This is a genomic window from Serratia sp. Ser99, assembly GCF_024519545.1.
Classification (GTDB): Bacteria; Pseudomonadota; Gammaproteobacteria; order Enterobacterales; family Enterobacteriaceae; genus Serratia; species Serratia liquefaciens.
Genome location: NZ_JALJRT010000010.1, coordinates 178,896 through 198,727, shown reverse-complemented (window position 1 = coordinate 198,727; position 19,832 = coordinate 178,896). Strand labels below are relative to the sequence as shown.

The following is a 19,832-nucleotide window of genomic DNA, read 5'->3' as shown; positions in this document are numbered from 1 at the left end:
CTTAAGCCAAATTCACGACGGCGGGCCGCGATGCCCCTTCCGTCTGCGGTTGATGCCCAAACCAGGCAATTTGATGATGCAGCTCTACCACTTCGCCGATCACCAGCAGCGCCGGCAAAGGTGCCTGTTGAGCCAATTTTTCAAGCTGTTGCAGCGTGCCGGTTTGCACCAGCTGATCCGCACGCGTGCCGCGGCTGATCACCGCCACCGGCGTGGTGGCCGCGCGTCCGTGGGCTATCAGGCGCTGGCTGATGTCCGCCGCCTTCATGGTGCCCATGTAGATAGCCAGAGTCTGACGCGCTCGCGCCAAGTCTGCCCAATCCAGCCCGTCACCGTCGGGACGACAGTGGCCGGTAATAAAAGTCACGCTCTGCGCATGATCGCGGTGCGTCAGCGGAATGCCGGCATAGGCCGTTGCGCCGGCCGCCGCGGTAACGCCCGGCACCACCTGGAACGGAATGCCCGCAGCGGCGGCCACCTGCAGCTCTTCGCCGCCGCGGCCAAAGATAAAGGGATCTCCGCCTTTCAAACGCACCACGCGCTTGCCCTGCTGCGCCAGTTCCACCAACAGGCGGTTGGTTTCTTCCTGGATCACCGAGTGTGCTCCGGCACGTTTGCCCACGCAGATGCGCTCGGCATCGCGACGCACCAGATCCAGAATCTCATCGCTGACCAGATGGTCGTAGAGCACCACATCGGCCTGCTGCATCACCTGTAGCCCGCGCAGGGTCAATAACCCCACGTCGCCCGGCCCTGCGCCCACCAGCGCAATTTCGCCCTGGGTGCCTTCGCCGCCCTGGGCAAACTGCTGTAAATCCTGCTCCAACTGCCGCTCGGCCTGTGCGGACTGGCCATTGGCCACCAGCGTGGCAAAACGTCCGCCGAATGTTTTTTCCCAGAAGCGACGACGTTCGCCGATCGCATTCAGTCGCTGTTTTACCTGGCCGCGCCAACGCCCGGCCACCTCCGCCATCTGCCCCAGACTGGCGGGCAACAAAGCTTCGAGTTTTTCACGCAGCATACGTGCCAGCACCGGCGCCTGGCCGCTGGAAGAGACGGCAACCACCAGCGGTGAACGATCGATAATCGACGGAAAGATGAACGAGCAGCGCGGCTGATCGTCGACCACGTTAGCCAGCACCCGGCGTTTATCCGCTTCGGCAAACACCTCGGCATTCAGCGCGCTGTCGTCGGTTGCGGCAATCACCAGGAACACCTCATCCAATTGCTGAGCGGCAAAAGCCTGCCCCTGCCAGCGGATACGCCCCTGCTGATGCAGTTCTTCGAGTATGGGTGAGAGTGACTGCGCAACTATCCGTATTTCAGCCCCGGCGCGCAGGAGAAGATCCACTTTGCGCGCAGCCACTTCGCCGCCGCCAACGACCAACACCGGGCGTTGTTTCAGGTCGGCAAATATAGGTAGATAGTCCACAACAGCCTTTTCATATATGCAGAATGATAGTGTGACTATACGGGCTGAGATTTGGCCTCTGAAATGACGAAAAGGAATGACTAGTTACTTTATGGAATATAGGCCGCAGCACACGGCTTAACCGGCGATAATTGCGACTAAGGTTTGCGCATTTACGCCAAATTTAAGAGCGGGAGAAATTGTTTAATCTTGCCGACCGTCTCATACTGGACACCGCAAAAATAATCGGTCTTGTCGATATCAAAGAAGGATTTTTCGGTATGTTTTCCCGTTTTTACCTGAAGACCGGCCTGCTGGTGGCAGCGCTCGGCGGTGTTTTCAGCGTTTCGGCCGCCACTCAGCCCGCAAAAGAGGCCCCGATGGGCAAATTCGCCGCCGAGCAGACTCGCCACATCGCCACTTATTTTCCTGGCCGCATGGCCGGTAGCCCGGCAGAATTGCTCACCGCAGACTATCTGAAACAGCAGTTCAGCAAGATGGGGTATCAGAGCGATATCCGCAGTTTCAACACCCGCTATCTGTACACCAGTAAAGACGGCAAGAAGAACTGGAATAACATCACCGCCAGCTCGGTGATCGCCGCTAAAAATGGCAGCCTTCCTCAGCAGATTCTGATCGTGGCGCATTTCGATACCTACACGCCGCGAAGTGACGCCGATCTGGACAACAATCTCGGCGGCTTGACGCTGCAGGGCGTCGACGACAATGCCTCTGGCGTCGGCGTTATGCTGGAACTGGCGGAACGCCTTAAGAACATCCCCACCGCTTACGGCCTGCGCTTTGTCGCCACCAGCGCCGAAGAACTGGGTTCACTGGGCGCGCAGAACTACCTGCAGCGCATGAGCGACGAAGAGAAACGCAATACCCTACTGGTGATTAACCTCGACAGCCTGATTACCGGCGATCGTCTGTATTTCAACGCCGGTCTCAATACGCCGCCAAAGCTGGCGAAACAGAGCCGCGATCGCGCACTGGATATTGCCCACCGCTACGGCATCGCTGCCGCCACCAACCCGGGCAGCAAAGCACACCCGAAAGGCACCGGCTGCTGTTCCGATCAGGAAGTGTTTGATAAAGCAGGTATCCCGGTGCTGTCGGTCGAAGCCACCAACTGGTCACTGGGCGATAAAGACGGTTATCAGCAACGTGCCGTGAGTCCGCACTTTCCGCAGGGCATCACCTGGCATCGCCCGCAGTACGATAACCTGCAATATCTGGAACGCAATCTGCCAGGGCGCATCGACAAGCGCAGCCGCGAGAGCGTGCAGATTTTGCTGCCGCTGATTAAAGAACTGGCTCAGGCGCACCCACCCAAAGCACAAAAACAGAAAAAGTAGTCTCTCTGAAAACGCCAAGGGCCCAGCGAATGCTGAGCCCTTTGACGATGTTGATACGTGATTAGCCTTCGTGCAGGCCACACTCACGTTTCAGGCCAAAGAAACGAGTTTCTTCTTCGCTCATGCCTGGTTCCCACTTCTGCGTGGTGTGAGTGTCACCCACTGACAGATAGCCTTGTTCCCACAGCGGGTGATAACTGAGGCCGTGCTCGGTCAGGTATTGATAAATCTTGCGGTTGTCCCAGTCGATAATCGGCAGGATCTTGAACACCCCACGTTGCACCGCCAGTACCGGCAGATTGGCGCGGCTGCCGGATTGTTCGCGGCGCAGGCCAGCGAACCAGGTTTGCCCGCCCAGAGTTTCCAATGCGCGGTTCATCGGCTCAACCTTGTTGATCAGGTTATATTTTTCAATACCTTCAACGCCCTGCTCCCACAGTTTACCGTAGCGAGCCTCCTGCCAGGCGGGCGACTGCTCGGCACGAAACACCTGCAGGTTTAACTTCAGTTTGTCGACCAGTTGATCGATAAACTGATAGGTTTCCGGGAACAGATAGCCGGTATCGGTGAGGATCACCGGAATGTCCGGTTTGATCCGCGTAACCAAATGCAGACATACCGCTGCCTGAATGCCGAAACTTGAAGAGAGCACAAACTCGCCGGGCAGATGTTCCAGCGCCCATTCCACACGTTGCTCGGCGGAAAGCGTTTCCAACTGGCCATTAACTACCGCCAGTGCCAACGCCTGCCCAGACTTGGGCAGCGCATTCAGCGCCGCCAGATCGAATTCAGCCATGTTGCCAGCCTCCTGATGCTTGAATCATACCGCGCGGATCGGCCCCCGGTGAAAGCGGGGCCAAACGGCGTCAGTCCCAGAAATCCTGCGCCGAATCAATTACCGGCTTGACCACCCCGGCGCGAATAGTGAAATCACCAAAGCCTTCGCCCGCGTTACGCTCTGTGGCCCAGCGGCCCACCAGTTGGTCAATCTCTCGCAGAATTTCTTCTTCGTTGATATTTTCACGGTACATGCGCGGAATACGCGTACCTTCCCGGTTGCCACCCAAATGCAGGTTATAGCGGCCAACCGCTTTACCCACCAGGCCAATCTCCGCCAACAGCGCGCGGCCACAGCCGTTCGGACAACCAGTAATGCGCAATACGATGTGCTCGTCACCCACACCGTGGCTATGCAGAATCCCTTCCACTTTAGTGACGAACGCCGGCAGAAAACGCTCGGCTTCCGCCATCGCCAATGGGCAGGTCGGGAAGGATACGCAGGCCATCGAGTTTTGACGCTGCACGCTGACCCCGTCGTCGATCAATCCGTGTTCACGAGCGATCGTTTCGATCTTCGCCTTCTCGCTTTCCGGTACGCCGGCAACGATCAGGTTCTGGTTGGCCGTCAGACGGAAATCCCCTTTGTGGATCCTGGCGATCTCGGCAACGCCGGTTTTCAACGGGCGTCCCGGATAGTCCAGAAGACGACCATTCTCGATAAACAGCGTCAGGTGCCACTGGTTATCAATGCCTTTAACCCAGCCAATGCGATCGCCGCGGCCGGTAAATTCGTACGGGCGGATCGGTTCAAAGGTGATACCGGCCCGTTTTTCCACTTCGGCACGGAAGGTATCAACCCCAACGCGTTCCAGCGTGTATTTGGTTTTGGCGTTCTTGCGATCGGTACGGTTACCCCAGTCGCGCTGGGTAGTTACCACCGCTTCGGCGACCGCCAGCGTATGTTCCAGCGGGATATAGCCAAATTCGCTGGCCTTGCGCGCATAGGTTTTCTTGTTGCCGTGTTCAATCGACAGGCCGCCACCTACCAGCAGGTTAAAGCCCACCAGCTTGCCGTTTTTGGCAATAGCGACAAAGTTCATGTCGTTGGCGTGCAGATCGACGTCGTTTTGCGGTGGGATCACCACCGTGGTTTTGAACTTGCGCGGCAGATAAGTCGCCCCGAGGATCGGTTCTTCGTCGGTGGTCGCCACTTTTTCCTGATCCAGCCACACTTCAGCATAGGCGCGGGTACGCGGCAGCAGATGTTCGGAGATCTTTTTCGCCCACTCGTAGGCTTCCTGGTGCAGCTCGGACTCCACCGGGTTAGAGGTGCAAAGCACGTTGCGGTTGACGTCGTTAGCCGTAGCCAGCGCGTCCAATCCCAGACGACCCAACAGCTGGTGAACCGGCTTAACGTTGCCCTTCACAATGCCATGGAACTGGAAAGTCTGACGGTTGGTGATGCGGATGCTGCCGTACAGCGTGCTTTCCTGCGCGAATTTATCAATGCCCAGCCACTGCTGTGGGGAAATAATCCCCCCCGGCAGACGGCAACGCAGCATCATGGCGTGGCGCGGTTCCAGCTTCTGTTCGGCGCGTTCGGCGCGGATATCACGGTCGTCCTGCTGGTACATTCCGTGGAAGCGGATCAGCAGGAAGTTGTCACCGTTAAAACCGCCGGTCAGGCCATCCTTCAAGTCTTCGGCGATGGTGCCGCGCAGGAAGTTGCTTTCTTTCTTCAAACGCTCGGCATCGGCCAATTTGCCTTCGACCACCAGAGGCCCCGGGTGTTTATCACTCATCAGTAGACATCTCGCTGATAACGGCGCTCAAGGCGCAGCTCACTTAAAAATTCATCCGCCAGCTCGGTATCCATGCCACCGTGCTCGGCCACCAGTTCCAGTAATGTGTTTTCCACGTCTTTTGCCATGCGGTTCGCATCGCCACAGACGTAAATGTGCGCGCCTTCCTGGATCCAACGCCACACTTCCGCGCCCTGTTCGCGCAATTTGTCCTGGACATAGACTTTATACTGCTGGTCACGTGACCAGGCCAGATCGATGCGGGTCAGCAGGCCATCTTTCACATAGCGCTGCCATTCGACCTGATACAAAAAGTCTTCAGTAAAGTGCGGGTTGCCGAAGAACAACCAGTTCTTGCCGCCGGCACCGTCAGCATCACGCTGTTGCATAAAGGCGCGGAACGGCGCAATGCCCGTGCCTGGTCCAATCATGATCACCGGAGTTTCCGGGTTGGCCGGCAGGCGGAAATTGTCGTTATGTTCGATGAACACCCGCACGTCACCATCTTCTTCCAGCCGATCGGCCAGGAAACTAGAGGCACCGCCTGCGCGGGCGCGCCCTTCGATGTCGTAACGCACCACGCCGACGGTCACGTGTACTTCGTTTTCGGTCTCGGCTTGCGACGAGGCAATGGAATACAGGCGCGGCGTCAACGGACGCAGCAGGCCAATCAACTGCTCGGCGTTAAGATCGGCTGGCGCCTGTCGCACCATGTCGACAATTGGCGTGTTGTGCGCGTAATGCTGCAGCGCGGCTTTATCCGCTAACAAACCAATCAGCTTCTCGTCGCGCGACAGAGCCGCGTATTTATCGACGATTAGCGTGGTGTTCTGCGTCAGTTCAAAATGGCTGCGTAACGCTTGCGAAAGCGGCAAGGTTTTTCCTTCCACTTCCACCGGTTCGTCGCCCTTCAGCCACAGCAGTTGCACCAGTTCATCCACCAGCGCCGGGTCGTTATCGAACCACACGCCCAGCGCATCGCCCGGTTGGTAACGCAGACCGGAATCACCCAGGTCGATTTCAATATGGCGCACGTCTTTGTCTGAGGCGCGGCCGGTAATTTTTTGCTTCACTGCCAGTTGTGCGGTCAGCGGCTGTTCTTTGCTGTACGGGCTGCTGTCGATCAGGTCAATCGCACCGCTGGCCAGCACGCCCGGTGCGGCATTTTCAGCCGGGGCGCGCGCTTTCAACACCTCCACCACCTGTTTACGCCAGGCGGTAGCCAGCTCCTGATATTCCACGTCGGCATCTACCCGCTCGACCAGACGCTCAGCGCCCAGTTCGGCCAGTTTGCCGTCGAAATCTTTACCCGACTGACAGAAGTTTTCGTAGGAAGTGTCCCCCAGGCCAAAGACCGCAAACGCGGTTTCGTTAAGCTTCGGCGCTTTCTTGGAGAACAGGAATTTATGCAGGGCAACCGCCTCTTCCGCCGGCTCACCTTCCCCTTGGGTGGAGGCGACGATCACCAGCAGACGTTCCTGGGCAATTTGCTTGAATTTGTAGTCGCCGGCGTTAACCAGCGTGACGCTCAGCTTGGCGGCCAACAGATCGTCGCGCAATTGTTCCGCCAGGCGGCGAGCATTGCCGGTCTGCGAGGCGGAAATCAGCGTGATGCTGGCGGCAGCGGCGGCAGGCGGCGCAATGGCTACCGCACCAGGCTGTTGATTAACCATTCCCCAGAAATAACCTGACAGCCACGCCAGCTGCGTCGGTGAATATTCACCAATCGCCGCCTGCAGGCGCGCCAGCTGTTCGGGTGTCAGCGGGAGCATCGATGTTGGAGGAGCCTGAGTCGTCATTGCAGTACTTATTTCCTATACTTGGCACCTATCCAGCCAGGTGCTCGCCAGTGTCAGTCGCTGTCTTTTCGTTCAGTCTGCGGTCCTGAAAAGATCAGGAGAGTTTGTAAGGTTACCGAGCACAATAGCAACGATTAAATAAGGGATAGAAATAATTAATAACCAAAATGACTAAGCTGTTTTTCTGGTAACGGATAGTGCTTAAAGCGCTAAGCAGAGATTTTTATCGCACTGAAAATAAAGCTGTTTTTTTAACGTTATTTGAATGAATCGCATTTACCACTCATTACCCCAACCGATAGGTCCAGTCGGTAGCAAACAAAAAAAGTGTTAACCGTGCATTGACCACAGCAGCGGTAGACCATAGCGGTATAAATGGCAAGCAGGCTCCGTTTCCGGTAAACTTCGGCGGTTTTTGAGTCAATGAGGCCGTAATAATGGCAACCACGCTGTTTAAAGATTTTCAGTTTGAAGCCGCACACCGTTTGCCGCACGTACCTGAGGGCCATAAATGTGGCCGTCTGCACGGGCATTCGTTTATGGTGCGTCTGGAAGTAACCGGTGAAGTGGATGCACATACCGGTTGGGTGATGGATTTCGCCGAGCTTAAAGCCGTGTTCTCCCCTATTTGGGAGCGCCTGGATCACCATTATCTGAACGATATTCCAGGATTGGAAAATCCCACCAGCGAAGTGCTTGCCGCCTGGATCTGGCAACAGCTCAAACCCCAGTTGCCGGAGCTGACTGCGGTGATGGTGAAAGAAACCTGTACCGCGGGATGCGTGTATAAAGGTTAAAGAAAGGGCGCCCAATGGCGCCCTGAATTTTATGCGATGTTCAGATATTTATGGGTCTGCATCGACAGCCGCCAGTTGCGCGCAATGCAGGTTTCGATGCATAGGCGAGTTGCCTCTTCCTTCTGGCTGATCGGCTGCAGCGCGATAATACGCGGCTTCTCATCATGCAGCGTCGCCAGCAGCACATCCAATGCTTCGATATCGCGCTCACGCCCAACCGGGTGCTTCACTTCATCAGCGCGCTGCAAAGTCTGATCCAACACCTTCATGCCGCCGCGCATATTCACCTTGGGGGATACCGTCACCCAGGTTTTCGCCGAACACCGGATTTCGTGGGTGCCGCTGGTCTCAATCTGGCAGCCGTAGCCGTTGTCTTCCAGCAACTGGGTCAGCGGAGTCAGATCATAGATGCAGGGCTCGCCGCCGGTGATTACCACGTGGCGTGCGGTATAACCCTGTTGACGCATCACCGCCAACAGCTGCTCGGCGTTGGCGCTGCCCCAGGCGTCGCTCTCTTCGGTTTTCACCAGGATCCGCTGCATATCGACTTCCCGATTGGCTTCCTTTTCCCAGGTATGTTTGGTGTCGCACCAGCTGCATCCTACCGGGCAGCCCTGCAAGCGAATAAAGATGGCTGGAACGCCGGTGAAAAAGCCTTCGCCCTGCAAGGTTTGGAACATTTCATTAATCGGGTACTGCATCGGTTTCTCAATCTGGAAAGGTAAAAAGGGATTATCGCAGATTCCAGCCCGGCGACCAAACGGGCGAAATTGTATTAAATTTTATCCTACCCGCCTTCGCCAGCGTATCTCACCGGCTATCCGCTTCATTTTATTTGCTTACTGAGCAATCCCCTTGTGTTTACGATGTAATCTGCTTCGCAAAAACAACATTTATTTAACGCATAAGATAAATATATTTGACATAAAGCGCCTGCGCGCAGATGTATATACAGGCAAGCACAAGCCGGGCATCAGTTCCGGCGATTTATCCACACAATCACATCTGCGTTAGAGGTTGCCATGGCTCATTCCACCGAGTTGAATATTCAGCAGGCCATCGATGACAGCAAATTTTCGCTGTTTCACTGGACCTTGATCATTTTGGGATTCCTGATCCTGGCCATTGATGGCTTTGACACGGCGGCCATGGGGTATATCGCTCCTTCGGTCGCCAAAGACTGGGGCATTGTTAAACAGGATCTGGGCCCGGTGCTGAGCGCCGCGCTGCTGGGCCTGTCCCTTGGCGCTCTGGTCGCCGGACCGATTTCCGATCGTATCGGCCGCAAACGGGTGCTGGTGTTTTCTTGTCTGTTCTTCGGCCTGTCGAGCCTGGCTACCGCCTACGCCGGCTCGCTCAATAGCCTGACGCTGTGGCGCTTCCTCACCGGCCTGGGATTAGGGGCGGCGATGCCGAATGCCATCACGCTGATTTCCGAATATGCGCCACAACGCTGTCGTTCGTTGGCTATTAACACCATGTACTGCGGCTTCCCGCTGGGTGCGGCCGGCGGTGGTGCGATTTCGTCTTGGCTGATCCCGGCGTATGGCTGGCATAGCGTGCTGTTGCTGGGGGCGATCGCTCCGTTGGCGCTGACGGTATTGTTGATCCTGTTCCTGCCTGAATCGGTGAAATACATGGTAAACCGCGGCAAAGATGCGGCAAAAATCAAACGTATTGCCCAGCGTTTTGTCAGCCAGAATCTCGATAACGTGACGCGCTTTTATCTGTATGAAGAGAAATTGGCACAGTCCAAAACCAGCGTCGGCCTGTTGTTCACCCGCCCTTATCTGACCGGCACGCTGATGCTGTGGCTGACGTACTTTATGGGCCTGGTAATTTATTACGTGCTGCTGAGCTGGATGCCGATCCTGATGCAGGGGCTGGGCTATCAACTGGAGCAGTCGGCCATTTTGACCTCGCTGTTCACCTTCGGCGGCACGCTTGGCATTCTGGTGGCCGGCTGGCTGATGGACCGCTGGAACGCCCATAAGGTGGTGTCGAGCGGCTTTGTCATTACCGCCCTGCTGATTGTGGCAATGGCGACCGAGGACAGCCATATCGTGCTGCTGGGTACGTTTATCTTCCTGATGGGCATCACCATGAACGGTGCGCAATCCGGTCTGCAAACGCTGGCGGCCACTTTCTACCCGACCCACAGTCGCGCAACCGGCATAGCCTGGATGCAGGGCATCGGCCGCTTTGGCGGCGTGGCGGGCACCATGATGGGGGCACAGTTGCTGGCCATGCAATGGGAAGTGCAGAGCATTTTGATGTTCCTGTGCGTGCCGGCGCTGATCGCCGCCATCGCTACAGTTTTCAAAATGACCCGAAGAGCGACGCTGCAACCGGCTGACAAACCCGTATAAGGGTTAAACCGGTAGGGGTCGAACATGTTCGACCCGATTTAACCCATTGATTATGCTATTGGGCGCAGCATGCGGCGCCCCTACCTCAAAACAACACAGCACTCTGTCAACGTCTTCCCCCCCTCCAGCGATAGGACTTTTTTATCGCTCGCCCTAACTTGTAATGGGTATGTAAATTTATTGTGATTTGCCGCTCAAAAATGACCCATTTTTAATTCATTTTTGTTGAATAGCTCACTGTTCTTCAGTGCGAGCCTAATAGCTCAGGCGTCAAAACAGAAACTATCACATTGATTTAAAACAAAAATAACTTTCTCTTATGCCTTTTTAGCCGCCCACTGGTCGGTGTTGCATATGCTTGTACATACAAGTATATGTTAATAAACCCTACGCATTGTTATGGCGTGGTGATTCACCCCACCGCACCATGGGATCTGCACCGATACTGTTTGAGGAAAATGCTGTGACTGCAAATAACAAAGTTCGCAATGTCGATGTACGCGCGCCACGCGGCACAAAATTAAATGCAAAAAGCTGGCTGACCGAAGCGCCGTTGCGCATGCTGATGAACAACCTCGATCCGGAAGTGGCGGAAAACCCGCATGAGCTGGTGGTGTACGGCGGTATTGGCCGCGCCGCGCGTGACTGGGACTGCTACGACAAAATTGTCGCCACCCTGAAAACGTTGGAAGAAGACGAAACGCTGCTGGTTCAGTCCGGCAAACCGGTCGGGGTATTCAAAACCCACAGCAACGCGCCACGCGTACTGATTGCCAACTCTAACCTGGTGCCACATTGGGCCACCTGGGAACACTTTAACGAACTGGACGCCAAAGGCCTGGCCATGTACGGCCAGATGACCGCCGGCAGCTGGATCTACATCGGCAGCCAGGGCATCGTCCAGGGCACCTACGAGACCTTCGTGGAAGCGGGCCGCCAGCATTACGACGGCAGCCTGCAGGGCCGCTGGGTGCTGACCGCCGGTTTGGGCGGTATGGGCGGCGCGCAACCGCTGGCCGCTACGCTGGCAGGCGCCTGTTCACTGAACATCGAATGCCAACAAAGCCGTATCGATTTCCGTCTGAAGACCCGTTACGTCGATGAACAAGCGACGGATCTGGACGACGCGCTGGTCCGCATTAAAAAATACACTGCCGAAGGCAAAGCCATCTCCATCGCCCTGTGCGCCAATGCGGCAGACATTCTGCCAGAACTGGTGCGCCGCGGCGTGCGCCCGGACATGGTCACCGACCAGACCAGCGCCCACGATCCGCTGAACGGCTATCTGCCAAAAGGCTGGAGCTGGGAAGAGTACCGCGAACGTGCACAAACCGAACCTGCGCAGGTGGTGACCGCCGCCAAGCAGTCGATGGCTGAACACGTAGAAGCCATGCTGGCCTTCCAGAAGATGGGCGTACCGACCTTCGACTACGGCAACAACATTCGTCAGATGGCGAAAGAAATGGGCGTCAACAACGCCTTCGATTTCCCAGGCTTCGTGCCTGCCTATATCCGCCCGCTGTTCTGTCGCGGCATCGGCCCGTTCCGCTGGGCTGCACTGTCCGGCGATCCGCAAGATATCTACAAAACCGACGCCATGGTTAAAGAGCTGATCCCGGATGACGAGCATTTGCATCGCTGGCTGGATATGGCACGCGAACGCATCAGCTTCCAGGGTCTGCCGGCACGTATCTGTTGGGTCGGTCTGGGCCAGCGCGCCAAGCTGGGCCTGGCTTTCAACGAAATGGTACGCAGTGGCGAACTGTCCGCACCGATCGTTATCGGCCGTGACCATCTGGACTCCGGCTCGGTCGCCAGCCCAAACCGTGAAACCGAATCCATGCAGGACGGTTCGGACGCCGTTTCCGACTGGCCGCTGCTTAACGCCCTGCTCAATACCGCCAGCGGTGCGACCTGGGTTTCCCTGCACCACGGCGGTGGCGTCGGCATGGGCTTCTCGCAGCATTCCGGTATGGTTATCGTTTGTGACGGCACCGACGAAGCCGCCGAACGTATCGCCCGCGTATTGCATAATGACCCTGCCACTGGCGTGATGCGTCATGCCGATGCCGGTTACGACATTGCGATTGAATGCGCCCGTGAGCAAGGTTTGAACCTGCCGATGGTGGCCGCGACTCAAGGAGACAAAGCATGAAAGCGCTGACTATCCGCCCAGGCCAACTGACTCTGACTCAACTGCGCGACGTTTATCAACACCCGGTGACCCTGACGTTGGACGACAATGCCTACGCCGCTATCCAGCAGAGCGTGGCCTGCGTTGAACGCATTGTCGAAGAAAACCGCACCACCTACGGCATCAATACCGGTTTCGGCCTGCTGGCGTCTACCCGCATTGCACCTGAAGACCTGGAAAATCTGCAACGTTCGATCGTGTTGTCACATGCTGCTGGCGTTGGCGCGCCGACCGACGACAACCTGGTTCGCCTGATTATGGTGTTGAAGATCAACAGCCTGTCGCGCGGTTTCTCCGGCATCCGTCTGGAAGTGATCCAGGCGCTGATGGCCTTGGTCAACGCCGAAGTCTATCCGCATATCCCGCTGAAGGGCTCCGTGGGCGCCTCCGGCGATTTGGCTCCGCTGGCACACATGAGTCTGGTGCTGCTGGGCGAAGGCAAGGCCCGCTATCAAGGCGAATGGCTGCCTGCCACCGAGGCACTGGCCAAAGCAGGCCTGAAGCCGCTCACGCTGGCGGCCAAAGAAGGCCTGGCGCTGCTGAACGGCACCCAGGTTTCCGCCGCCTTCGCGCTGCGCGGCCTGTTTGACGCAGAAGACCTGTACGCCGCAGCCACGGTCACCGGCAGCCTGACGGTGGAAGCCGCTCTGGGTTCTCGCAGCCCGTTTGACGCACGTATTCACGCCGTACGCGGCCAACGTGGCCAGATCGACGCCGCCGCCGCTTACCGCCATCTGCTGGGCGAACGCAGCGAAGTGTCCGACTCGCATCGCAACTGCGAAAAGGTACAAGATCCCTACTCCCTGCGCTGCCAACCGCAGGTGATGGGTGCCTGCCTGACGCAGATCCGCCAGGCCAGCGAAGTGCTGGAGGTCGAAGCCAACGCGGTGTCCGACAACCCATTGGTATTCGCAGAACAGGGCGATGTCCTGTCCGGCGGTAACTTCCACGCCGAACCGGTCGCAATGGCCGCCGACAATCTGGCGCTGGCATTTGCTGAAATCGGCTCGCTGTCCGAGCGTCGTATCTCGCTGATGATGGATAAACACATGTCGCAGTTGCCGCCATTCCTGGTGGACAACGGCGGCGTGAACTCCGGCTTTATGATTGCCCAGGTTACCGCCGCGGCACTGACCAGTGAAAACAAAGCGCTGGCGCATCCGGCCAGCGTCGACAGCATCCCGACCTCCGCCAACCAGGAAGACCATGTTTCCATGGCACCGGCTGCAGGACGCCGTCTGTGGGAAATGGCGGATAACGTGCGCGGTATTCTGGCCGTCGAATGGCTGGCGGCCTGCCAGGGGTTGGATTTGCGCAAGGGCCTGAAAACCACCGAAAGTCTGGAGCAGGCACGCCGCATACTGCGCGAGCAAGTCAGTTATTACGACAAGGATCGTTTCTTCGCCCCCGACATTGAAGCCGCCAGCCTGCTGTTGGCGGCCGGTCATCTGAACTCGCTGATGCCTTCGGCGCTGCTGCCTAGTCAGGCATAAATAAAACCTACCACGCAGTTTGTTCTGTCCCACCGGGTGCGTTCCACCCGGTGCGGATAGCGCGTGCCTGTTCTGCCGTAAAAACTCGACGGGAAGCAACATGCGTAACGAAACGACACAACTCAGACGCGGACTAAACGCGCGACATATCCGCTTTATGGCGCTCGGCTCAGCCATCGGCACCGGTCTGTTCTACGGCTCCGCGGGAGCCATCCAATTGGCTGGCCCTGCGGTGCTGCTGGCTTATCTGGTCGGCGGCGCGGCGGTCTTTATGGTAATGCGCGCGCTGGGTGAAATGGCGGTGCATCAGCCGGTCTCCGGCTCCTTCGGTCATTATGCCAGCCACTACCTTGGCCCCTTGGCCGGTTTCCTCACCGGCTGGACCTATACCTTCGAAATGGTGATTGTTGCCCTGGCGGACGTTACCGCCTTCGGCATCTATATGGGGCTGTGGTTCCCGGACGTTGCCCAATGGGTGTGGGTACTCAGCATCATCATGTTCATCGGCGCGCTCAACCTGTGCAGCGTGAAGGTGTTCGGCGAAATGGAGTTCTGGCTGTCGTTGATCAAGGTGGCGGCAATCGTCGCGATGATCATCGGCGGCGCGGCGGTGATGCTGTTTGGCTTCGGTCAGACTCAGCACGCCACCGGCCTCAGCAACCTGTGGCAGCACGGTGGCTTTATGCCTAACGGCATCGGCGGCGTGGTTGCTTCGCTGGCGGTGGTGATGTTCGCCTTCGGCGGCATTGAGATCATCGGCATTACCGCCAGCGAGGCAAAAGACCCCGCGAAGGTGTTGCCGAAAGCGATCAATGCGGTACCGATTCGCATTCTGCTGTTCTACGTGCTGACGCTGCTGGTGCTGATGGCAATCTATCCCTGGAACAGCATCGGCCAAAACGGCAGCCCGTTTGTTGAGATCTTCAGCAATCTGGGCATCAGTTCCGCCGCCAACGTGCTGAATGTGGTGGTGATCACCGCCGCCATTTCCGCCATCAACAGCGATATCTTCGGTGCCGGCCGCATGATGTATGGCATGGCGCAGGAAGGTCAGGCACCCAAAAGCTTCACTCGCCTGACCGGTAACGGCGTGCCCTGGATGACGGTGCTGGTGATGTCCATTGCCCTGCTGTTGGGGGTGGTGCTCAATTACCTGATCCCAAAACAGGTGTTTATGATTATCGCCTCCATCGCCACCTTCGCCACCGTTTGGGTTTGGCTGATGATCCTGCTGTCACAAATTGCCATGCGCCGCACGCTGACGCCGCAAGAGGTCAGCAAGCTGAGCTTCCCGGTTCCCTGGTGGCCGGTCGCACCGGCACTGGCGACGATATTTATGCTGTTCGTCATCGGCCTGCTCGGTTACTTCGAAGACAGCCGCATTGCCCTGTACGTAGGGTTGGTGTGGGTAGCCTTCCTTACCCTGGCTTACTGGTTGTGGGTACGTAAAAAAGGCGGGGGTTCACCCGTCACGTCCTCACCACAGTATTAGTCTCACGAGCCCGCCGTTCCCGGGCTCTTCGTCATTAACGTGGAGTATCACCATGCAAACACGACACAAATTATGGATACCGCTGATCGCGCTCGGGCTGATGACAGGCAGCCTCTCCGCACGCGCAGCAGGCTGGTGCGAATCCGGCAAACCGGTCAAGTTCGCCGGACTGAACTGGGAAAGCGGCATGCTGCTGACCGACGTGATGCAATACGTACTGCAAAAGGGTTACGACTGCAAAACCGACGCCCTGCCGGGCAACTCCATCACCATGGAGCAGGCGGTCGGCACCAACGACATTCAGATTTTCGCCGAAGAGTGGATCGGCCGCAGTGAGGTCTGGAACAAGGCCGAGAAAGCGGGTAAAGCGGTCAGCGTCGGCGCCCCCATTGTCGGCGCAGTTGAAGGCTGGTACGTGCCACGTTATGTGATTGAAGGCGATGCCAAGCGTAAGTTGAAACCGCTGGCGCCGGATCTGAAAAGCATCCCGGACCTCGCCAAATACGTTCAAGTGTTTCGCGATCAGGAAGAGCCGGACAAAGGCCGCTTTTACAACTGCCCCGCCGGCTGGACCTGCGAACTGGACAACAGCGCGATCCTGAAAAAATTCAAGTTGGACGACAAATTCACCAACTTCCGCCCAGGCACCGGCCCGGCGCTGGATACCGCTATTCTTTCCAGCTACCGTCGCGGCGAACCTATCCTCTTCTACTATTGGTCCCCTACCCCAATCATGGGCCAGCTCGATCTGGTGAAACTGGAAGAACCGGGCGTGGACAAGAATATCCACATCAAGGTCGGCATTTCCAGCGTGTTTAACCAGCAGGCACCTGAGCTGGTGCAAGTGTTGTCAAAAGTGAATCTGCCGCTCAGTCTGATTAACCAGAATCTGGCGCGCATGAGCAAGGAACGCATCAGCTCCCAGAAGCTGGCGCTGGAGTTCTTCAAGCAGCACCCGGATATCTGGAAACAGTGGGTCAGCGAAGACGCAGCGAAAAAAATTGAGGCTTCCTTGTAAGCGCTTTGGCATTCCGTGAACACCCACCCGTAATCGGATAGGTTACGGGCCAGACAGGGGAAAATTTATGTTTCCAGAACGCTTTACCTTTTCCATCGCCGATTGGATCAACCGCTGGGTCGACGTGTTGGTCACCAACTATGGCGATATGTTCCGCAAGATCTCCGACACCCTGCTGTGGGCGGTGATCCACCTCGAAAGCCTGCTGCGCGCCACCCCATGGTGGGTGATGCTGGCCGTGGTCGGGCTACTGGCCTGGCACGCCACCCGCCGTTGGCTGCCAACCCTGGTGATCGTCGGCCTGTTGCTGCTGGTCGGTACCGCCGGGATGTGGGACAAATTGATGCAAACCCTGGCGCTGGTGCTGGTCGCCACGCTGCTGGCGGTGATTATCGGCATTCCGCAAGGCATATTGGCGGCGCGTAGCGATCGCGTACGGGCGGTAATGATGCCGCTGATGGACGTGATGCAAACCATGCCGAGCTTCGTCTACCTGATCCCGGTATTGATGCTGTTCGGCCTGGGCAAGGTGCCGGCCATTCTGGCGACGGTGATCTATGCCACACCACCGCTGATCCGCCTGACCGATTTGGGCATCCGCCAGGTGGACAAGGAAGTGATGGAGTCCGTCACCGCCTTTGGCGCCAACCGCTGGCAGAAGCTGTTCGGCGTCCAGTTGCCGCTGGCGCTGCCGAGCATCATGGCCGGTATCAACCAGACCACCATGATGTCGTTGTCGATGGTAGTGGTCGCGTCAATGATCGGCGCTCGTGGGCTGGGCGAAGACGTGTTGGTGGGCATTCAGACGCTGAACGTCGGGCTGGGACTGGAAGCCGGGCTGGCTATCGTCATTCTGGCCGTGGTCATTGATCGCATCACTCAGGCTTACGGCCACACCGCCGTTGCGAGGTAACCCCGATGAACAAAATAGAAATCAAAAACGTCTACAAGATCTTCGGCCATAAAACGGCGGCGGCGCTGGCACTGAGCCAACAAGGAAAAACCAAGCAGGAAGTGCAGGCCGCGACGGACTGCGTGATCGGCGTGCACGATCTGTCGATGTCGATCGAAGCCGGTGAGATCTTCGTGATCATGGGCCTGTCCGGATCGGGAAAATCCACCTTGGTACGTCATTTCAACCGTCTGATCGATCCCACCAGCGGCCAGATCCTGGTAGACGGTGAAGATATCCTGCGCTACGACGAAAAGCAGCTTGAGCACTTCCGTCGCCACAAGATCAGCATGGTGTTTCAGAGCTTTGGCCTGCTGCCGCACAAAACGGTGCTGGACAACGTGGGCTATGGCCTGAAAGTGCGGGGGGAGAATAAAGAGGTGTATCAGGAGCGTGCGCTGCACTGGATCAACACCGTAGGGCTGAAGGGCTATGAGAAATCCTATCCGCATCAACTCTCCGGCGGCATGCGCCAACGCGTCGGGCTGGCGCGTGCGCTGGCCACCGATACCGACATCATTTTGCTGGACGAAGCCTTCAGCGCACTGGATCCGTTGATTCGCGCCGAGATGCAGGATCAACTGCTGGCGCTGCAAAAAGAGCTGCACAAAACGCTGGTGTTTATCACCCACGATCTCGATGAGGCGGTTCGCATCGGCAACCGGATCGCGATCCTCAAGGACGGCAAACTGATCCAGGTCGGCACGCCGCAGGACATTCTTAACAACCCGGCCGACGAATACGTTAACCGCTTCGTGCAACGCCGTCTGGCGCTGGATGAAAATGTGCAAAAGCCCCGCCCGAGGAGGGTAGCCCATGCCTGAGGAAACCCAAATGCACTATCCTTCGTCAGTAGAGATCGACCGCCAGCCGCTGCGCTGGCAGGACGTGGTGGCGGTGGCGCGCCATAGGGTGCCGCTCAGCCTGTCTGACGCGGCCTGGGCACGTATTGAGAACGCGCAGGCTATCGTTCAGCAAATCGTCACCAGTGAACAACGCGCCTACGGCGTCAATACCGGCCTGGGTGCGCTCTGTAACCAGGCGCTGCACGGTGAACAGTTGGCACAGCTTTCGCGCAATACCTTGATGAGCCACGCCTGTGGGGTAGGTACACCGCTGAGCGACGAACAGACCCGCGCCATTATTTGCTGCGCTATCGTGAACTACAGCCATGGCAAATCCGGCATCCACCGGTCGGTGGTTGAGACGCTGCTGGCGCTGCTTAACCACGGCGTCACGCCTCAGGTGCCGTCGCAGGGATCGGTCGGCTATCTGACCCATATGGCGCACGTCGGCGTTGCCCTGCTCGGGCTCGGCGAGGTCAGCTATCGTGGGCAAATCGTCGCCGCCGCTCAGGCGCTGGCGGAAGAAGGTATAGCGCTGCCACCGCTCGGGGCCAAAGATGGCCTGTGTCTGGTCAATGGTACGCCCTGCATGACCGGACTGAGCTGCCTGGCGTTGGCCGACGCCTGGCGACTGGCGCGTTGGGCAGACGTGCTGGGTGCCATGAGCTTTGAAGCTTTACGCGGACAAATTGCCGCCTTCGACGAGGAAATACTGGCGTTGAAACCGCACCCAGGCATGCAACGGGTGGGTGCCAATCTGCGGGCGCTACTGCACGGCAGCGAGGTGATTGCCGCCAGCAAAGGTATTCGCACTCAGGATGCGCTGAGCATCCGCTCGATTCCACAGGTGCACGGTGCCTGCCGCGATCAGATGGCTCATGCCGAACGACAGATTGAAACCGAGCTGAATGGCACCACCGATAACCCGTTGCTGCTTGGCACGCCGGATAACTTCCGCGTCATGTCACAGGCCAATCCGCACGGCGAATCGGTCGCGATGGCCGCCGATATGCTGGCGATCGCTATCGCCGAACTCGGCGGTATTGCGGAACGGCGCGTCGATCGTCTGATTAACCCGCTGGTCAGCGGTTTGCCGCCATTTTTGGTCAGTGAGCCGGGCGTCAACTCCGGCATGATGATCGCTCAATACGTGGCGGCATCGCTGTGCGCAGAGAACCGCCAGCTGGCCCAGCCTTGCGTAGTGGATAACTATGTCACTTCGGCGCTGCAGGAAGATCACCTCAGTCTGGGGACCGGTGCGGCATTGCGGCTGCATAAGCTGTTGGCCAACGTTAACCAGATCCTGGCGATTGAATATCTGTTGGCGGCGCAGGCCTTCGAGTTTTTGCAACCGCAACGCGTCGGCGAAGGTACCGGGCGCGCCTGGCGACTGCTGCGTCAAAGGGTAGAACCTTACCATCAGGATCGCTGGTTGGCGCCCGACATTGCCAGCAGCGCCGCGCTATTGCAGGACGAACAGGCGCTGGCGGAAATTGCCCCTGCGCTAGGTTAACGCTTGCCC

15 protein-coding genes are annotated in these 19,832 nt (G+C 57.7%); 10 read left to right on the top strand and 5 right to left on the bottom strand.

The window, feature by feature from the left end; genetic code table 11:
* Window position 1 precedes the first annotated feature (1 nt).
* Window positions 2–1,432: a siroheme synthase CysG gene (gene cysG / locus NR114_RS19575; protein ID WP_046374491.1), complete on the bottom strand. Its 1,431-nt coding sequence runs from the start codon at window positions 1,430–1,432 to the stop codon at window positions 2–4.
* Window positions 1,433–1,692: 260 nt separating this feature from the next.
* Here cysG and NR114_RS19570 point away from each other — a divergent pair, with 260 nt between their 5' ends.
* The gene (locus NR114_RS19570) at window positions 1,693–2,769 is read left to right on the top strand and encodes an aminopeptidase (RefSeq protein WP_115060062.1); all 1,077 of its coding nucleotides are present in this window, start codon (window positions 1,693–1,695) and stop codon (window positions 2,767–2,769) included.
* A gap of 61 nt (window positions 2,770–2,830) precedes the next feature.
* Here the strand turns inward: NR114_RS19570 and NR114_RS19565 are convergent, their stop codons facing one another.
* The 3 genes from NR114_RS19565 to cysJ all read right to left on the bottom strand — a co-directional run bounded on the left by NR114_RS19565 (window position 2,831) and on the right by cysJ (window position 7,150).
* Window positions 2,831–3,565: a phosphoadenylyl-sulfate reductase gene (locus NR114_RS19565; protein ID WP_020825257.1), complete on the bottom strand. Its 735-nt coding sequence runs from the start codon at window positions 3,563–3,565 to the stop codon at window positions 2,831–2,833.
* A 70-nt stretch (window positions 3,566–3,635) separates the two neighbouring features.
* Window positions 3,636–5,351: an assimilatory sulfite reductase (NADPH) hemoprotein subunit gene (gene cysI / locus NR114_RS19560; protein WP_174573751.1), complete on the bottom strand. Its 1,716-nt coding sequence runs from the start codon at window positions 5,349–5,351 to the stop codon at window positions 3,636–3,638.
* The gene (cysJ, locus tag NR114_RS19555) at window positions 5,351–7,150 is read right to left on the bottom strand and encodes an NADPH-dependent assimilatory sulfite reductase flavoprotein subunit (RefSeq protein WP_234529153.1); all 1,800 of its coding nucleotides are present in this window, start codon (window positions 7,148–7,150) and stop codon (window positions 5,351–5,353) included. The genes cysI and cysJ overlap by 1 nt, the downstream gene beginning before the upstream one ends.
* A 437-nt stretch (window positions 7,151–7,587) precedes the next feature.
* On the opposite strand from cysJ, the gene queD reads away from it, so the two are divergent.
* On the top strand, window positions 7,588–7,947 hold the full coding sequence (gene queD / locus NR114_RS19550; protein ID WP_020825254.1) for a 6-carboxytetrahydropterin synthase QueD: 360 nt from the start codon (window positions 7,588–7,590) through the stop codon (window positions 7,945–7,947).
* 29 nt (window positions 7,948–7,976) lie between these two features.
* Here the strand turns inward: queD and queE are convergent, their stop codons facing one another.
* Window positions 7,977–8,648 (bottom strand): 7-carboxy-7-deazaguanine synthase QueE, encoded by a 672-nt coding sequence (gene queE, locus NR114_RS19545; RefSeq protein ID WP_234529152.1) that lies wholly within the window; start codon window positions 8,646–8,648, stop codon window positions 7,977–7,979.
* A gap of 321 nt (window positions 8,649–8,969) precedes the next feature.
* On the opposite strand from queE, the gene NR114_RS19540 reads away from it, so the two are divergent.
* The 8 genes from NR114_RS19540 (at window position 8,970) to hutH (NR114_RS19505) (ending at window position 19,823) form a co-directional block, all read left to right on the top strand.
* A complete protein-coding gene (locus NR114_RS19540) occupies window positions 8,970–10,316 on the top strand; it encodes an aromatic acid/H+ symport family MFS transporter (protein ID WP_046374496.1) in 1,347 nt (448 codons plus the stop codon).
* Window positions 10,317–10,779: 463 nt separating this feature from the next.
* On the top strand, window positions 10,780–12,471 hold the full coding sequence (hutU, locus tag NR114_RS19535) for a urocanate hydratase (protein ID WP_234529151.1): 1,692 nt from the start codon (window positions 10,780–10,782) through the stop codon (window positions 12,469–12,471).
* A complete protein-coding gene (gene hutH, locus NR114_RS19530) occupies window positions 12,468–14,003 on the top strand; it encodes a histidine ammonia-lyase (RefSeq protein ID WP_116691277.1) in 1,536 nt (511 codons plus the stop codon). Before hutU ends, hutH (NR114_RS19530) begins: the two co-directional genes overlap by 4 nt.
* Window positions 14,004–14,103: 100 nt before the next feature.
* Complete coding sequence (locus NR114_RS19525) at window positions 14,104–15,495, top strand: amino acid permease (protein WP_041414208.1); 1,392 nt, start codon at window positions 14,104–14,106, stop codon at window positions 15,493–15,495.
* Between the two features lie 52 nt (window positions 15,496–15,547).
* Entirely contained in the window at window positions 15,548–16,513 is a 966-nt protein-coding gene (locus NR114_RS19520) for an ABC transporter substrate-binding protein (protein WP_048762946.1), read from the top strand.
* 67 nt (window positions 16,514–16,580) lie between these two features.
* Entirely contained in the window at window positions 16,581–17,426 is an 846-nt protein-coding gene (locus NR114_RS19515) for a proline/glycine betaine ABC transporter permease (RefSeq protein WP_048762945.1), read from the top strand.
* 5 nt (window positions 17,427–17,431) lie between these two features.
* Window positions 17,432–18,289: a glycine betaine/L-proline ABC transporter ATP-binding protein gene (locus tag NR114_RS19510; protein WP_053090385.1), complete on the top strand. Its 858-nt coding sequence runs from the start codon at window positions 17,432–17,434 to the stop codon at window positions 18,287–18,289.
* A 10-nt stretch (window positions 18,290–18,299) separates the two neighbouring features.
* Entirely contained in the window at window positions 18,300–19,823 is a 1,524-nt protein-coding gene (gene hutH, locus NR114_RS19505) for a histidine ammonia-lyase (protein WP_234529158.1), read from the top strand.
* The last annotated feature ends 9 nt before the right edge of the window (window positions 19,824–19,832 follow it).

Bases quoted from the DNA above. Each gene is read 5' to 3' on its own strand.
- NR114_RS19525 (WP_041414208.1), top strand. From the start codon at position 14,104: ATGCGTAACGAAACGACACAACTCAGACGCGGACTAAACGCGCGACAT.
- NR114_RS19570 (WP_115060062.1), top strand. From the start codon at position 1,693: ATGTTTTCCCGTTTTTACCTGAAGACCGGCCTGCTGGTGGCAGCGCTC.
- queD (WP_020825254.1), top strand. From the start codon at position 7,588: ATGGCAACCACGCTGTTTAAAGATTTTCAGTTTGAAGCCGCACACCGT.
- hutH (WP_116691277.1), top strand. From the start codon at position 12,468: ATGAAAGCGCTGACTATCCGCCCAGGCCAACTGACTCTGACTCAACTG.
- NR114_RS19540 (WP_046374496.1), top strand. From the start codon at position 8,970: ATGGCTCATTCCACCGAGTTGAATATTCAGCAGGCCATCGATGACAGC.
- NR114_RS19510 (WP_053090385.1), top strand. From the start codon at position 17,432: ATGAACAAAATAGAAATCAAAAACGTCTACAAGATCTTCGGCCATAAA.
- NR114_RS19515 (WP_048762945.1), top strand. From the start codon at position 16,581: ATGTTTCCAGAACGCTTTACCTTTTCCATCGCCGATTGGATCAACCGC.
- NR114_RS19565 (WP_020825257.1), bottom strand. From the start codon at position 3,565: ATGGCTGAATTCGATCTGGCGGCGCTGAATGCGCTGCCCAAGTCTGGG.
- queE (WP_234529152.1), bottom strand. From the start codon at position 8,648: ATGCAGTACCCGATTAATGAAATGTTCCAAACCTTGCAGGGCGAAGGC.
- cysJ (WP_234529153.1), bottom strand. From the start codon at position 7,150: ATGACGACTCAGGCTCCTCCAACATCGATGCTCCCGCTGACACCCGAA.
- hutH (WP_234529158.1), top strand. From the start codon at position 18,300: ATGCACTATCCTTCGTCAGTAGAGATCGACCGCCAGCCGCTGCGCTGG.
- NR114_RS19520 (WP_048762946.1), top strand. From the start codon at position 15,548: ATGCAAACACGACACAAATTATGGATACCGCTGATCGCGCTCGGGCTG.
- cysI (WP_174573751.1), bottom strand. From the start codon at position 5,351: ATGAGTGATAAACACCCGGGGCCTCTGGTGGTCGAAGGCAAATTGGCC.